Source organism: Faecalibacterium sp. Marseille-Q3530 (assembly GCF_017377625.1).
Lineage (GTDB): Bacteria > Bacillota > Clostridia > Oscillospirales > Ruminococcaceae > Faecalibacterium > Faecalibacterium prausnitzii_E.
In genome coordinates this window covers 483741-497149 of record NZ_JAFREH010000001.1, presented here as the reverse complement: position 1 = coordinate 497149, position 13409 = coordinate 483741, and the positions used below count along the sequence as shown (strand labels likewise).

The following is a 13409-nucleotide window of genomic DNA, read 5'->3' as shown; positions in this document are numbered from 1 at the left end:
AGTATCAATGGGCCTCCAGCCAGTTTTTGCCGGTGTGCACGTCGGTGCTCAGGGGCACGGCGTACTGCACACAGCCTTCCATCTCTTCCCGCAGGATGGCGGCGGCCTTTTCGGCCTCGGCCTCCGGTGCCTCCACGATGAGTTCATCGTGGACGGTCAGGATGAGACGGCTCTCCATCTTTTCGTCCCGCAGACGCCGCCAGACCCGCACCATGGCCAGCTTGATGACGTCGGCAGCTGTGCCCTGAATGGGTGTGTTGCGGGCCATCCGCTCGCCGCTGGCCCGGATGTTCCGGTTGGCACTGGTCAGCTCCGGCAGGGCGCGGCGGCGTCCGAACAGGGTGGAGACGTAGCCGCACGCCCGCGCGTCGGCGATGGTCTTATCCATGTAGCCGCTCACCTTGGGGAACGCGGCCAGATAATTTTTGAGGAAGGCGTCCGCCTCTTTGACGGAGACGCCGATGTCCTTCGAGAGGCTGTAAGCGCCCTTGCCGTACATGATGCCGAAGTTGATGGCCTTGGCCGAAGAGCGGATGCGGGGCGTGACGGCCTCCAACGGCAGGTTGTAGATCTTGGCGGCGGTGGAGCGGTGGATATCCTCTCCGCTGCGGAAGGCCTGCTGCATGTGTTCGTCACCGGTGATGTGGGCGAGGATGCGCAGCTCGATCTGGCTGTAATCGGCATCCACCAGCACACAGCCGGGCTTTGCGATGAAGTAGGCCCGCAGCTGGCTGCCCAGCTCGGTGCGGATGGGGATGTTCTGCAGGTTGGGGTTGTCGGAGGAGAGACGGCCGGTGCGGGCTTCGGTCTGGTTGAAGCGGGTGTGGATGCGGCCATCCTCCGCGATGACCTTCAGCAGGCCCTCCACGTAGGTGGAATTCAGTTTCTGGTAGGCACGGTACTGCAAAATGTCCTCGACCAGCGGGTAATCCCGCAGGGACTCCAGCGTCTCGGCGTCGGTAGACCAGCCGCGCTGGGTCTTTTTGCCGTGGGGCAGACCCATGGTATCGAAGAGCATCTCGCCCAGCTGCTTGGGACTGTTGGGGTTGAAGCTGGTGCTGCCGGTCTCCATCTGGATGCGGGCCAGTACCTCCGAAAGTTCGCTGCGCATCCGCAGGCCGAACGCCTCAATGCCGTCCCGGTCCACCAGGATGCCGGTGCGGGTCATGTCGGCCAGCACCTGGGCCAGCGGGAACTCGATGTCATTGTACAGCGCGTCCTCGTCCCGCGCGGTGATCTCAGCCTTCATCCGGGCAAAGAGGTCGGCCAGCGAACCGGCATCGGGCCAGGCCTCACAGGTGAATGCGGCCTGTGCCTTGTAGCTTGTCAGCAGCTCGGAGACCTGATACTTCGAAGCCGAGGCGTCCAGCAGGTAGGCGGCCAGCTTGCCGTCCCACACGATGCTGCTGCCCCAGCCGCCGTGGGCCATGGCCAGCGCGTAGAGCGGGGCGGAGTCGAAGACGTCCAGCGTCACGGCGGGGTCGTCCAGCAGGCGGACCAGCGCGTCGTCCGACAGGGGATAGACGGTGGTGTCCTGCACGGCATACCAGGCTTCCGGCTGAAGCACGACGTTTTTCGTGCCCTGCTTGCCGGTCACTGCAGGCCGCGCGGCCAGCAAGTAATGCCCGGACGGCGTCAGGGGCAGGACGTCTACGGTGCCCTCCACGGCGGGCAGCGTCTCCGGGTCGGCTGCCGGGGCGACGCCGTCCAGCCCGAACCGGGGGATGAGGGAGTGGATCTCCAACTCCTGCAGGAGCTTCACGGCAGCGGCCTTGTTGCCCTCGCCCACCTTGTAAGCGCCCTCGGCGGTGTCGATGGGCGCATCGGTGCGGATGGTGCCCAGCAGATGGCTCAGCTCGGCATCGGCCTTGCATTCCAGCAGGTGCTCCCGCTGCTTGGGCTTGATGACCTTGTCGTCGATATTGGCATACACGTTTTCCAGTGTGCCGAACTTCTGCACCAGCGCGAGAGCGGTCTTTTCGCCGATGCCCCGCACACCGGGGATGTTGTCGGACGTGTCGCCCATCAGGCTCTTCACCTCGATAAGCTGCCGGGGCTGGATGCCGTATTTTTCCTCAATGGTGGCCACATCCATGGCCACGGTCTTGCTGCGGCCCATGGCGGTAGTGGCCAGAAGGACCGTGGTGCTTTCGCTCACCAGCTGCAGGCTGTCGCGGTCTCCGGTGGCCAGAAAGCAGTCGTCCTTGCGGGCGTCGCAGGCTGCGGCCAGGGTGCCCAGGATGTCATCGGCCTCCCAGCCCTCGGCCGTCACTTCCCGGTAGCCCAGGTCGGCCAGCAGCTCCTTCAGCACCGGCATCTGCTGTGCCAGCTCTTCGGGCATCCCATGGCGGGTGGCCTTGTAGCCATCGTACATCTTGTGGCGGAAGGTGGGGGCTTTGAGGTCGAACGCGACGGCGACCTCGTCCGGGTCGCACTCCTTGAGCAGGGAGAGCAGGATATTCAGAAAACCATAAATGGCGTTGGTATAGCGGCCGTCCTTGGTGGTCAGCAGCTTGATGCCGAAAAAGGCACGGTTCGCGATGCTGTTGCCGTCAATGACCAGTAAACGCATAGGCTTTGATCCTCCTTAACATAATTTCACATTCTATAGTATAGCACAAAGCAGAGGATATCGGAGGATTTTTTGAAAATTTTTGATGTAGAACTCCCTTCGTCATCGCTTGCGCGATGCCACCTCCCTCTAAGAGGGAGGCATTTGCAGCAGACCGCCACGCGAAGGCCCCCTCACTGAGGGGGCTGGCACAGCGCAGTCGTGACTGGGGGAGTTTTCGCCTCACGCCTCGATCCGGATCGCGCTCACCGGGCAGGTCTGGGCAGCGTCCACAGCCTGGGGCACTGCCTCGGCGGGGATCTCACCCAGAAGGGCCACGGCCAGGGTGCCCTCCATCGTGAATACCTCCGGGCAGAGCCCTGCACACTGGGTGCAGCCGATGCAGAGGTCCGGGTCAACGAATGCTTTCATGGAATGCTCCTCCTTCCAATTTGGGATGCTGCTAGTTTTCCCGCCGGGGCGTGGAAATATCCCTATGCTTTTCGGTGCAAGTATGGTACAATAGGCTGAGACTTTCCGGGAGGATGAAACGATGAACATTCAGATCTTCGGCACGAACAAGTGCTTCGATACCAAAAAGGCCCAGCGCTATTTCAAGGAGCGGGGCGTCCGGTTCCAGATGATCGACCTGAAGGAAAAAGGCATGAGCCGGGGCGAATTTGAGAACGTGGCCCGCGCGCTGGGCGGCTGGGAAAAGCTGGTGGACCCGGCGGCGAAGGACAAACAGACCCTTGCGCTGCTGGACGCTCTGGTGGACTGGCAGAAGGAGGACAAGCTGTTCGAGAACCAGCAGCTGTTCAAAACGCCCATCGTCCGCAACGGGCGGCAGGCCACCGTGGGCTATCAGCCCGATGTCTGGAAGAGCTGGGAATAACACGCGCTTTCACAAAAAATCCACGCGCTGGATTTTGCACTTTGGGGCGAATCGTGGTATACTAAAACACAGTGTGGCCCCTACGATATCCAATTAGGAGACGAATAGAATATGAAAACCTATATGACCCCGGAAGAACACGCCCGGCTCCACCGCCGCCGCGCCCGGCAGGCACTGGGCCTGCTGGTGGCGGTGCTGGTGCTGGTGGGTGCCGTGACCGTAGTGCGCGCCGGTGTGCGCACCGTGGCAAACCTGTTCGACGATACCCAGCAGCGGCAGGAATATGAGGACAAGCTCGAAGGTCTGGTCCTGTTCGACCCTGTTCCCTTTGACGGCATCGAGAACATCGACGACCTGACCCTGCGCGAAGCTGCGGTTTGGGGCTGTGTGTACAGCATCCAGGAGACCCAGGGCGGCTTCGACAACTACAACACCGACCCCGACACCGAGCAGCTGTTGCTTCCCTCGGTGGATGTGGACGCCTATCTGGCCAAGCTCGTGGGCCCCAGCTTCAAGATGACCCACAAGAGCTTTGAGATGGATGATATGACCGTCGAATTTGACGAGACGACCCAGTGCTACAAGATCCCGGTCACGGGCAGCGTGGGCACCTACCGCGCCACCGTCACCCGGCTGTTCAAGAAGGACGGTCTGCTCCATGTCACGGTGGGCTATATCCCCACCCAGAGCGCGGATGACAGCATCCTGAACGCAGCCTCCGATACGCCCACCAAGTATATGGACTATCTGTTCAGCCGCCAGAGCGGCAGTTGGTATCTGACCGGCCTGACCGACAGCGAGACTAAGCCCGAAAGCACCGCGTCGTCGGCTGCCGCCGAGCCGATGCCGCTGGCGGACAGCGAGGTGCAGGACGCCATCCTCGCCACAGCGGGCGACTCCGCTGCTGCCAGCGAAGCAGCTTCCGGGGAAGCAGCCCCCGCTTCGGAGCCGGCTGACAGCACCGCCGCCGAGAGCAGCGCAGCCGATGCCGGCAGTGCCGCCGCCAGTGAAGCAGCATCGCAGAGCGCGGCAGGGTAAGCACCAAAACTGAATGAGAGAACAACACCCCCGGTCCGGGACGCGGCAAACGTCTCAGGCCGGGGGTGTTGTTTATTTTTCGAAAATCTCAGCAGACCAAAGCCTCATCCGTTGGCCTTTTCATCCCATCCGCTGGACTTGACGATCTGCCCATCGGTGGTGCACCAGAGAGCTTCGACACCGTCGAGACTCTCGACGATGGCCTGGCCTTCTTCCAGCGGCATGCAGAACAGGCCGGTGGTCAGGCAGTCGGCGACGCCGGAATCGGGGGCCAGCACACTCACGCCGTCAAAGTAAGCGGCGGGCCAAAGGGTGGCAGGGTCGATGAGGTGGTGGTAGCGCACACCATCGACAAGATAGTAGCGCTGATAGTCGCCGCTGGTGACGAGGGAGAGGTCACTCATTTTGACAGCGGCCACCGAGGAGGAGCTGCCAGTGTAGACGTCCGAAGCGTTCCACGGGTCTTCCACACCGCCGACCCACTGGGAGCCGTCGGGCTTGGTGCCGATGGCCCGCAGGTTGCCGCCCACGCTGATGAGAGCGCTGGTCAGGCCGCGGGCCTCGGCAGCCTGAGCGACCATCTCCACGGCGTAGCCTTTGCCCACGCTGCCCACATCCAGAGACATCTCCGGGTCGGTCAGAAAGACCGTTCGGGCGTCATCGTCGATGACGAGGTCATGGATGTCGCAGTGCTGGGCGGCGGCATCCAGCTCGTCCTGCGTGGGCAGCTGGTTGTTGCTGTCGTCGGTGTCGGCGAGGGCAGCTTCGCGGTAATTGTGCCAGATGTTGAGCACACTGCCCATGGCGATGTTCAGCTTGCCGTCGGTGGTGTCGTACATGGTCTGGGCCAGCTCCAGCATCCCCAGGATCTTGTCGTCCACGGTCACGGGGGCAAGGCCAGCGTTGTCGTTGATGGTCTTGATGTTGGTGATGCCGTCGTAGTCGTTGTAGATGTCGTAGAGCTTGTGGTATTCCAGCAGGTCGGCGTGAAGTGCGTCCATCTGAGCGGCGAACTCCTCCTCGCTGTCGCAGTAGGCGATGACCTGGGTCACGGTGTCAAAGGCGTCATAGAACACGGTGGAGTAGCGCTGCGGGCCGTCGGCGGTGCTGGAAGCGCCGGACGAAGCGGCACGGCCGCAGCCGACCAGCAGGCTCAGGCAGAGCGCGGCAGACAGGAAAACAGACAGGATGCGTTTCATGCGTGGGCGGTCTCCTTTGCAGCGGTGAAGGCGGTGTGCTCCTCCTGCAGATGGGCCAGCAGGTCGCCGAAGACCCAGTTTTTGTTGGAGGGGGTCACGAGGGCTTTGAGCGGGATATTCACCTGAGCCTGCTTCATGAGGTCGAGCAGGGTGTCCACGTCTTTGTCCTTGAAGTTGGCGAGGACAAGGGCCGACGGGTAGGCATTCGGGTCCAGCACCAGTGTGCGGGGCGCTTTGGTCTCCACCTCACCCAACAGCTGGGCGACGGTCTTGCCTGCATCGGCGGGGGAGACGAGGAGGAGCTTCATGCCAAAGGCAGGGGCCATGCCCTCCAGGATGCCGCGGTCGGCGGCGGACAGATTCCAGCCCAGTGCCAGCGGGATGCCAGCGTTCTGGTTGCGTGCGATATGTGCTTTCATATAGAAACCTCTTTCAAAAAGATACCTTAGTATACCACAATTCCGGGCAAAGAAAAAGCGCTCTTGCGAAAAGAGCGCTTTTTCAAACCGTTCAGTTCATTTTTTTGCCGAAGAACTCGACCTCTTTGTTGATGAACTGCATCAGCTCATCGAACTGGTCGGGGGTCAGGCTCTGGGCACCGTCGCACTTGGCCTTGGCGGGGTTGTTGTGGACCTCGATCATCAGGCCGTCGGCCCCGGCTGCTACGGCAGCCTTGGCCAGTTCCGGCACCATCCAGGCGTGGCCGCAGGCATGGCTGGGGTCTACGATGACCGGCAGGTGGGTCATCTTGTGGAGCATGACCACACCGGCCAGGTCCAGCGTGTTGCGCATACTGGTCTCAAAGGTGCGGATGCCGCGCTCGCAGAGGATGACGTTCTCGTTGCCCTCGGCCATGATGTACTCGGCGCTCATCACGAACTCTTCCAGCGTGTTGGCAAGGCCGCGCTTGAGCAGGACGGGCTTTTTCTGGCGGCCCACGGCCTTGAGCAGCTCAAAGTTCTGCATGTTGCGGGCACCGACCTGAATGAGGTCCACGTTCTCAAACAGGGGCAGATGCTCGGTGTTCATGATCTCGGTGACGATGGGGGCACCGGTGGCGCGGCGGGCCAGCTTGAGCAGGTCCAGACCTTCGCTCCGCATCCCCTGGAAGGAGTACGGAGAGGTGCGGGGCTTGAACGCGCCGCCGCGCAGCAGGGAAGCACCGGCGTCCTTCACGCGCTGGGCGCAGTAGGTGATCTGCTCTTCGCTCTCAATGCTGCACGGGCCTGCGATGACTGCGAAATTGCCGCCGCCGATCTTCACGCCGTTCACATCAATGATGCTGTCGTCCGGGTGGAACTTGCGGTTGGCCTTCTTGTAGGGCTCGGATACGCGGCGGCAGGTCTCGACGACGGGGTTGGCCAGCACCCAGCTCTCGGCAATGGCCTTGGTATCGCCGATGAGGCCGAGGATGTGGGTGTCGCTGCCCTTGGAGTCGTTGATCTGCAGGCCCATGCCCTCCAGCTCGCGGCAGAATTCGTGGACCTGTGCGTCGGGGGCGTTCTGTTTCAGTACGATGATCATGGTGGTGTCTCCTTTACCTTCTCACACGGTTTTGGGAACGGCACAGGAGACCGGCTCCGTTGCCGCGGCTTGTTTCATCAAACTTCAGTTTCCTGAAGCGTGAGCTTATCATATCACTTCAGTTTCCTGAAGTCAAGAGGCTTTTTGATATTTTTTGGGAAAAGTGGTAGAATAGAGCAGAACCCTCTCAGGCGCTGCGCGCCAGCTCCCCCAAAGGGGGAGCCCTTGGCAGGTCGGGTAGGCTTGAGCGGGGCGAATAAAGCTTTGGATCTCAGAATGTGCCGGGCTTCGCGACAGAGGCAAGCTGCTGCTGCCGATTTGGACAAGGCCCGACTGCATGGGAGCCAAAGGCGATAGGCGATAAGAAGATTCTTGCCTGATCTGCTGAAAAGCTCCCCTGTCGGGGGAGCTGTCGCCATAGGCGACTGAGAGGGTAAGGATGTTATAGGGAGAACATGATTATGGGAAAAGAAGCAAAAACCAACGCGATGCGGATCCTGGAGCGGGCCAAGGTGGCCTATACGGCACATGAGTATCCCCACGAGGAGGGCGTGGCCGTGGACGGCATCCATGTGGCCCAGAGCATGGGCGAGGACCCGGCCTGCGTGTACAAGACACTGGTGACGCAGGGGGCCAGTCGGAATTATTTCGTCTTTGTCATCCCGGTGGCGGCGGAGCTGGACCTGAAGGCAGCGGCCCGCAGCGTGGGCGAAAAGAGCGTCGCCATGATCCATGTGGCCGACATCAACAAAGTCACCGGCTATGTGCGCGGCGGCTGCAGCCCGGTGGGCATGAAAAAGCAGTACACCACCGTGTTCGACGAGAGCGTCCTCGCGCAGGAGAAGGTCTATGTCTCCGGCGGCCGCATCGGTACGCAGGTCTGCTGCGCACCGGCCGACCTCATCAAGGCGGCACGGGCCACGACGGCGCATATTATTTTTTGAGAAACCCTCTCAGCCGCCTGTGGCGGCAGCTCCCCCATAGGGGGAGCCATTGGCAGACCGGGCAGGTTTGCACGTTGTCGCCTTACGGCTCCCACGCAGCAGGGCCTTGTTCTCATTGGCAGCAGCTGCCAGCCTGAACAGCGAAGCCCGCCGCCTTCCGGCAGGATGAGCCTGCGCGGTCAGTAGAGCCAAAACCGGCTCGCCAGTGGCTCTCCCTTTGGGAGAGCTGTCGAGCGCAAGCGAGACTGAGAGGGTTTGTCCCCCTAAAATATATTCCACAAATAAGTCATACTTAAAAAGAAAATGAGTGTCGAAACTGCACAAAACTTTTGAAAGTTTTTTGGAGCAAGAGAACACAAGGGAGAATTTGCCCAAACACCCTTTGCAAAGCGGATTTTTTGCCGTAAACTGTATGTATCAGAAGGACGGTGCGGCGCAGAGCGCACCGTTCCAGAGGATGGAACAGGGAATCCCCGCAGAGAATTTGGAGGAATACGGAATGCTGGAACTGCTGCTTGGAACCATTCGCCGTCTGTGTGCGACTGGATACCAGGGCATCCGTGTAACCTCATGCGGGCGTGTTCTGCACAGACCGTAGGATCAAAAGGCCGTGGTGTAGCTGCATCACAGCCTTTTTTGTTTGCACGGAGTCTGGAAAGAGAGAAAGAGAGGCTCGGAAATATGATTCGTAAAGTTGCTGTGATCATGGGTTCGGACAGCGATTGGCCGGTGGTGAAGGGGGCCTGCGCCCAGCTCAAGGCGCTGGACATCCCGTTCGAGGCGCATATCCTGTCGGCGCACCGCACCCCGGCGGAGGCGGCAGAGTTTGCCCGGAACGCGAAGGCCAACGGCTTCGGCGTCATCCTGTGCGCCGCCGGCATGGCGGCCCATCTGGCCGGTGCCTTTGCGGCCAACACCACGTTGCCGGTCATCGGCATCCCGATGAAGGGCGGCGCGATGGACGGTCTGGACGCACTGCTGGCCACGGTGCAGATGCCCAGCGGCATCCCGGTGGCCACCGTGGCGCTGAACGGTGCCAAGAACGCCGCCTGGCTGGCAGCGGAGATCCTGGCCCTCAGCGACGATGCGCTGGCCGGGAAGCTGGACGCTGAGCGCGCTGCCATGGCGCAGCAGATCGCGGCCAAGGAACAGAAACTTCAGAAAGAAATTGAGGAACTCTAATGTCTGATTTTGCATATCCGCTGCACGAAGAGTGCGGTGTGTTCGGCATCTATGACCGTGCTGGGACCGAGGATGTGGCAGCCGCAGCCTACTCGGCCCTGTACGCTTTGCAGCATCGCGGCCAGGAGAGCTGCGGCATCGCCGTCAACGACGATGGCGTCATCACCGGCCACCGGGACCTCGGCCTGGTGAACGAGGTGCTCACCCCGGCGGTACTGGCGTCGGTGTCCAGCCCCACGGCCCACATGGCCACCGGCCATGTCCGCTATGCCACCGCCGGGAGCCGGGTGCGGGCCAACGCCCAGCCCATGATCGTCCGGCATGGCCGGGGCACGATGGCCCTGTGCCACAACGGCAACCTGACCAACGCGCTGGAGCTTCGCCGCCAGCTGGAAAACGAGGGTGCCATCTTCCACGGCTCCTCCGATACCGAGGTCATCTGCTACCTCGTCACCCGCAACCGGCTGCGGATGGGCAGCATCGAGACGGCCATCAGCAAGACGATGGATGTGCTGGAGGGTGCCTACAGCCTCGTCATCATGTCGGCCACCAAGCTCATCGCAGTGCGTGACCCGCGCGGCTACCGGCCTCTGTGCATCGGCACTTTACCCGGCGGCGGCTACGTCTTCGCCAGCGAGAGCTGTGCGCTGGATGCGGCCGGTGCTTCGCTTCTGCGGGATGTGGAGCCCGGCGAGATCGTCGTGGCCGACACCCGCACCGGCGAGCTGCGCAGCATCAAGGATCACTGCGGCCGGAAGGACACCCAGATGTGCGTCTTCGAGTACATCTACTTCTCCCGCCCGGACAGCATTATCGAGGGCTGCTCGGTCCACGAGGCCCGCAAGCAGGCAGGCCGCTTCCTGGCGCAGGAGCACCCCGTGGAGGCCGATGTGGTCATCGGTGTGCCGGACTCCGGCCTCGACGCCGCCCTCGGCTACTCCGAGGAGAGCGGCATCCCCTACGGCATCGGCTTCATCAAGAACAAATACATTGGCCGCACCTTCATCCAGGGCAGCCAGAAGCAGCGCGAGAACAGTGTGCGCATCAAGCTGAACGTCGTGTCCAGCACCGTCAAGGGCAAGCGGGTCGTGCTGGTGGATGACTCCATCGTGCGCGGCACCACCTCTGCCCGCATCATCAAGCTGCTGCGGGACGCCGGTGCAGCGGAGGTCCACTTCCGCGTATCGGCCCCGCCCTTCAAATATCCCTGCTATTTCGGCACCGACATTCCGGACCAGAAGCTGCTGGTCGCCACCGGCCGCACCGTGGAGCAGATCAACGAGGTCATCGGCGCGGATACGCTGGGCTACCTGTCCACAGACCATGTGGTCCGGCTGGCAAAGAACGCTTCATGCGGCTTCTGCACCGCCTGCTTCACCGGCGAATATGCCGTCAAGCCCGACGAGGTGCTTTCGACCGATATTCATGAACGCCACCTGAACGACCGTCCCAAGGACGCAAAAAAGTTAGGAGAGTAAGACCATGGAAAAGAGCTATTCGGAAAGCTACGCAGCAGCCGGTGTGGATATCACCGCCGGTTATCGTTCCGTTGAACTGATGAAGCAGTATGTTGCCCGCACCATGAACGAGCACTGCATCGGCGGGCTGGGCGGCTTCGGTGGCCTGTTTGAGCTGGACTGCACCGGTTACAAGCACCCGGTCCTCATCTCCGGCACCGACGGCGTCGGCACCAAGCTGAAGCTGGCCATGCTCCTGAACAAGCATGACACCATCGGCATCGACTGCGTGGCCATGTGCGTCAACGACGTCATCTGCGCCGGTGCCAAGCCGCTGGTCTTCCTGGACTACATCGCCTGCGGCCGCAACATCCCGGAGAAGATCGCAGAGATCGTCAAGGGCGTGGCCGAGGGCTGCGTCCAGGCCGACTGCTCTCTGGTGGGCGGCGAGACGGCCGAGCATCCGGGCATGATGCCGGAGGACGAGTACGATCTGGCCGGTTTCACCGTGGGCGTCGTGGACAAGGAGAAGATCCTGAGCAACGAGACCATGAAGCCCGGCGATGTCATCCTGGCCCTGCCCTCCACGGGTGTGCACTCCAACGGTTTCTCGCTGGTGCGCAAGATTTTTGACATCGACAACGACCCCGATGTCCTGAAGACGGCTCCCGCTGAGCTGGGCGGCAAGACGCTGGGCGAGGCCCTGCTGGCCCCCACCAAGATCTATGTCAAGCCGGTGCTCAAGGTGCTGGAAGAGGTGGATGTCAAGGGCATCTCCCACATCACCGGCGGCGGCTTCTATGAGAATATCCCCCGCAGCCTGAAGAAGGGCTGCTGCGCCCGCATCCGCAAGGCGGACGTCCGCACCCCGGCGCTCTTCCACCTGATGGAGAAGGTGGGCGGCATCTCTGAGCACGATATGTTCAACACCTTCAACATGGGCGTCGGCATGGTGCTGACCGTCCCCGCAGAGCAGGCCGACAAGGCGCTGGCCATCCTCCACGCAAACGGTGAGCCGGAAGCTTATCGGCTGGGCGTCATCGCAGAGGGTGAGGGGGTCGAACTGTGCTGAACATCGCCGTGTTAGTGTCCGGCGGCGGCACCAATCTGCAGGCCCTGCTGGACAGCGAAGCCCGTGGGGAGAACCCCAACGGCAAAATCACCCTCGTCGTGGCCTCCAAGCCCGGCGTCTATGCGCTGGAACGGGCCGCGAAAGCCGGGGTGGAGGGCTGCGTCGTCCGCCGCAAGGATTACCCGAACAGCGAAGAGTTCGACGCCGCTCTGCTGGATACATTGAAAAGCCACCACATCGACCTCGTGGTGCTGGCCGGATTCCTGTCCGTGCTGGGGCCCAGCGTCATTGCGGCCTACCCGCGCCGCATCCTGAACGTCCACCCGGCCCTCATTCCGTCCTTCTGCGGGCCCGGCATGTACGGCCTGCGCCCCCACGAGGCGGCACTGGCCCGCGGCTGCAAGGTGACCGGTGCGACCGTCCACTTCGTCAATGAGGAGTGCGACGGCGGGCCCATCCTGTTGCAGAAGGCCGTGGACATCCTGCCCGGCGACACCCCCGAAGTGCTGCAGAAGCGGGTGATGGAGCAGGCCGAGTGGAAGCTGCTGCCCAGGGCTGTGGCTATGGTGTGCAGCGGAGAGATTCAGTAAAAGAACCCTCTCCGTCCTTGCTGGCGCAATGCCACCTCTCCCGAAGGGCGAGGTCTTGGCAGAAAGATGAAGTTTGCAAGAACTGCTAAAAGCTCCCCCATCGGGGGAGCTGGCGAGCGAAGCGAGACGGAGAGGGTTTCAATGATAGGAGAACATTATGGAAAAGATCGACCTGAACGAATATCTGGCCTCCAACGAGTATCCCGGCCGCGGCATCGCAGTGGCCATGGCTCCGGATGGCCGCCAGATGTTCATCGGCTATTTTATCATGGGCCGCAGCGAGAACAGCCGCAATCGCGTGTTCGACCCCATCCCGGAGCGGGGCGGCATCTGTACCGTGGCCGCAGACCCCGATAAGCTGGAAGACCCCAGCCTCATCATCTATAACCCCGTGCTGACCCTGGGCAAGACCCAGATCGTGACCAACGGCGACCAGACCGATACCATCTACGACCTCATGAGCCGGGGAAAGAGCTTTGCAGATGCCCTGCGCACCCGCACCTTTGAGCCGGACGGCCCCAACTACACCCCCCGCATCTCCGCTGTGGTGTATGAGGATGGCAGCTATCAGATGAGCATTTTGAAGTCTGCCGACGGCAACGGCGAGAGCGTCCAGCGCTACTTCTTCGATTATCCGCAGCCCGTTGCAGGCGAGGGCCACTTCATCAGCACCTACAAGCACAACGGTGCCCCCATCCCCAGTTTTGAGGGCGAGCCGCTCCGCTTTGCCTGCCCCCGCACCATCGGCGATTTTGCCCACGGCCTGTGGCAGAACCTGAACCCTGACAATAAGGTCAGCCTGTTTGCCCGCGTCATCGACCTGGATACCGGCGAAACCGGCGACATGATCTTCAACAAATACGACGCCGTGTACGACGACGAGGAAGACCCCGAAGAACCCGCCCTGCTGCCCGAAGAGCTGGAAGCTCTGGCCGCAGAAAGCGCAGAATAAGGAGG

The 13409-nt window shown here is 61.9% G+C and carries 13 protein-coding genes; 8 read left to right on the top strand and 5 right to left on the bottom strand.

Annotated features, from left to right (window positions below; translation table 11 throughout):
- Nucleotides 1–4: 4 nt before the first annotated feature.
- Together polA and J3350_RS02215 are read right to left on the bottom strand one after the other, a co-directional pair.
- Nucleotides 5–2572 carry a DNA polymerase I gene (gene polA / locus J3350_RS02220; RefSeq protein ID WP_207685533.1) on the bottom strand — a complete coding sequence of 856 codons (2568 nt, stop codon included), beginning with the start codon at nucleotides 2570–2572 and terminating at the stop codon, nucleotides 5–7.
- A 222-nt stretch (nucleotides 2573–2794) separates the two neighbouring features.
- Nucleotides 2795–2983: a ferredoxin gene (locus tag J3350_RS02215; protein WP_097792680.1), complete on the bottom strand. Its 189-nt coding sequence runs from the start codon at nucleotides 2981–2983 to the stop codon at nucleotides 2795–2797.
- Between the two features lie 121 nt (nucleotides 2984–3104).
- Here J3350_RS02215 and J3350_RS02210 point away from each other — a divergent pair, with 121 nt between their 5' ends.
- Both J3350_RS02210 and J3350_RS02205 read left to right on the top strand, forming a co-directional pair.
- Nucleotides 3105–3446, top strand: coding sequence for an arsenate reductase family protein (locus J3350_RS02210; RefSeq protein WP_207685532.1), 342 nt, complete (start codon nucleotides 3105–3107; stop codon nucleotides 3444–3446).
- A 111-nt stretch (nucleotides 3447–3557) separates the two neighbouring features.
- Nucleotides 3558–4484, top strand: a complete 927-nt coding sequence (locus J3350_RS02205; RefSeq protein WP_207685531.1) for an Ice-structuring protein — start codon at nucleotides 3558–3560, stop codon at nucleotides 4482–4484.
- 104 nt (nucleotides 4485–4588) lie between these two features.
- On the opposite strand, the gene J3350_RS02200 is transcribed toward J3350_RS02205, so the two are convergent.
- From J3350_RS02200 to aroF, 3 genes are all read right to left on the bottom strand, one after another.
- Entirely contained in the window at nucleotides 4589–5683 is a 1095-nt protein-coding gene (locus J3350_RS02200) for an FAD:protein FMN transferase (RefSeq protein ID WP_207685530.1), read from the bottom strand.
- The gene (locus J3350_RS02195; RefSeq protein WP_097792676.1) at nucleotides 5680–6102 is read right to left on the bottom strand and encodes a DUF3783 domain-containing protein; all 423 of its coding nucleotides are present in this window, start codon (nucleotides 6100–6102) and stop codon (nucleotides 5680–5682) included. The genes J3350_RS02200 and J3350_RS02195 overlap by 4 nt, the downstream gene beginning before the upstream one ends.
- A 91-nt stretch (nucleotides 6103–6193) precedes the next feature.
- The gene (gene aroF, locus J3350_RS02190) at nucleotides 6194–7207 is read right to left on the bottom strand and encodes a 3-deoxy-7-phosphoheptulonate synthase (RefSeq protein ID WP_097792675.1); all 1014 of its coding nucleotides are present in this window, start codon (nucleotides 7205–7207) and stop codon (nucleotides 6194–6196) included.
- A gap of 461 nt (nucleotides 7208–7668) precedes the next feature.
- Here aroF and ybaK point away from each other — a divergent pair, with 461 nt between their 5' ends.
- From ybaK to J3350_RS02160, 6 genes are all read left to right on the top strand, one after another.
- On the top strand, nucleotides 7669–8151 hold the full coding sequence (gene ybaK, locus J3350_RS02185) for a Cys-tRNA(Pro) deacylase (protein ID WP_207685529.1): 483 nt from the start codon (nucleotides 7669–7671) through the stop codon (nucleotides 8149–8151).
- A gap of 681 nt (nucleotides 8152–8832) precedes the next feature.
- Nucleotides 8833–9333, top strand: coding sequence for a 5-(carboxyamino)imidazole ribonucleotide mutase (gene purE / locus J3350_RS02180; RefSeq protein WP_097792672.1), 501 nt, complete (start codon nucleotides 8833–8835; stop codon nucleotides 9331–9333).
- Nucleotides 9333–10811, top strand: coding sequence for an amidophosphoribosyltransferase (gene purF, locus J3350_RS02175; RefSeq protein WP_207685528.1), 1479 nt, complete (start codon nucleotides 9333–9335; stop codon nucleotides 10809–10811). Before purE ends, purF begins: the two co-directional genes overlap by 1 nt.
- A 4-nt stretch (nucleotides 10812–10815) precedes the next feature.
- Nucleotides 10816–11862, top strand: a complete 1047-nt coding sequence (gene purM / locus J3350_RS02170) for a phosphoribosylformylglycinamidine cyclo-ligase (protein ID WP_097792670.1) — start codon at nucleotides 10816–10818, stop codon at nucleotides 11860–11862.
- Nucleotides 11856–12452: a phosphoribosylglycinamide formyltransferase gene (purN, locus tag J3350_RS02165; protein WP_097792669.1), complete on the top strand. Its 597-nt coding sequence runs from the start codon at nucleotides 11856–11858 to the stop codon at nucleotides 12450–12452. The genes purM and purN overlap by 7 nt, the downstream gene beginning before the upstream one ends.
- 157 nt (nucleotides 12453–12609) lie before the next feature.
- Nucleotides 12610–13404, top strand: a complete 795-nt coding sequence (locus J3350_RS02160; RefSeq protein ID WP_097792668.1) for an IMP cyclohydrolase — start codon at nucleotides 12610–12612, stop codon at nucleotides 13402–13404.
- Nucleotides 13405–13409 lie beyond the last annotated feature (5 nt).

Coding starts and splice junctions, on each gene's coding strand:
- polA (WP_207685533.1), bottom strand. CDS start 2,572: ATGCGTTTACTGGTCATTGACGGCAACAGCATCGCGAACCGTGCCTTT.
- J3350_RS02215 (WP_097792680.1), bottom strand. CDS start 2,983: ATGAAAGCATTCGTTGACCCGGACCTCTGCATCGGCTGCACCCAGTGT.
- J3350_RS02210 (WP_207685532.1), top strand. CDS start 3,105: ATGAACATTCAGATCTTCGGCACGAACAAGTGCTTCGATACCAAAAAG.
- J3350_RS02205 (WP_207685531.1), top strand. CDS start 3,558: ATGAAAACCTATATGACCCCGGAAGAACACGCCCGGCTCCACCGCCGC.
- J3350_RS02200 (WP_207685530.1), bottom strand. CDS start 5,683: ATGAAACGCATCCTGTCTGTTTTCCTGTCTGCCGCGCTCTGCCTGAGC.
- J3350_RS02195 (WP_097792676.1), bottom strand. CDS start 6,102: ATGAAAGCACATATCGCACGCAACCAGAACGCTGGCATCCCGCTGGCA.
- aroF (WP_097792675.1), bottom strand. CDS start 7,207: ATGATCATCGTACTGAAACAGAACGCCCCCGACGCACAGGTCCACGAA.
- ybaK (WP_207685529.1), top strand. CDS start 7,669: ATGGGAAAAGAAGCAAAAACCAACGCGATGCGGATCCTGGAGCGGGCC.
- purE (WP_097792672.1), top strand. CDS start 8,833: ATGATTCGTAAAGTTGCTGTGATCATGGGTTCGGACAGCGATTGGCCG.
- purF (WP_207685528.1), top strand. CDS start 9,333: ATGTCTGATTTTGCATATCCGCTGCACGAAGAGTGCGGTGTGTTCGGC.
- purM (WP_097792670.1), top strand. CDS start 10,816: ATGGAAAAGAGCTATTCGGAAAGCTACGCAGCAGCCGGTGTGGATATC.
- J3350_RS02160 (WP_097792668.1), top strand. CDS start 12,610: ATGGAAAAGATCGACCTGAACGAATATCTGGCCTCCAACGAGTATCCC.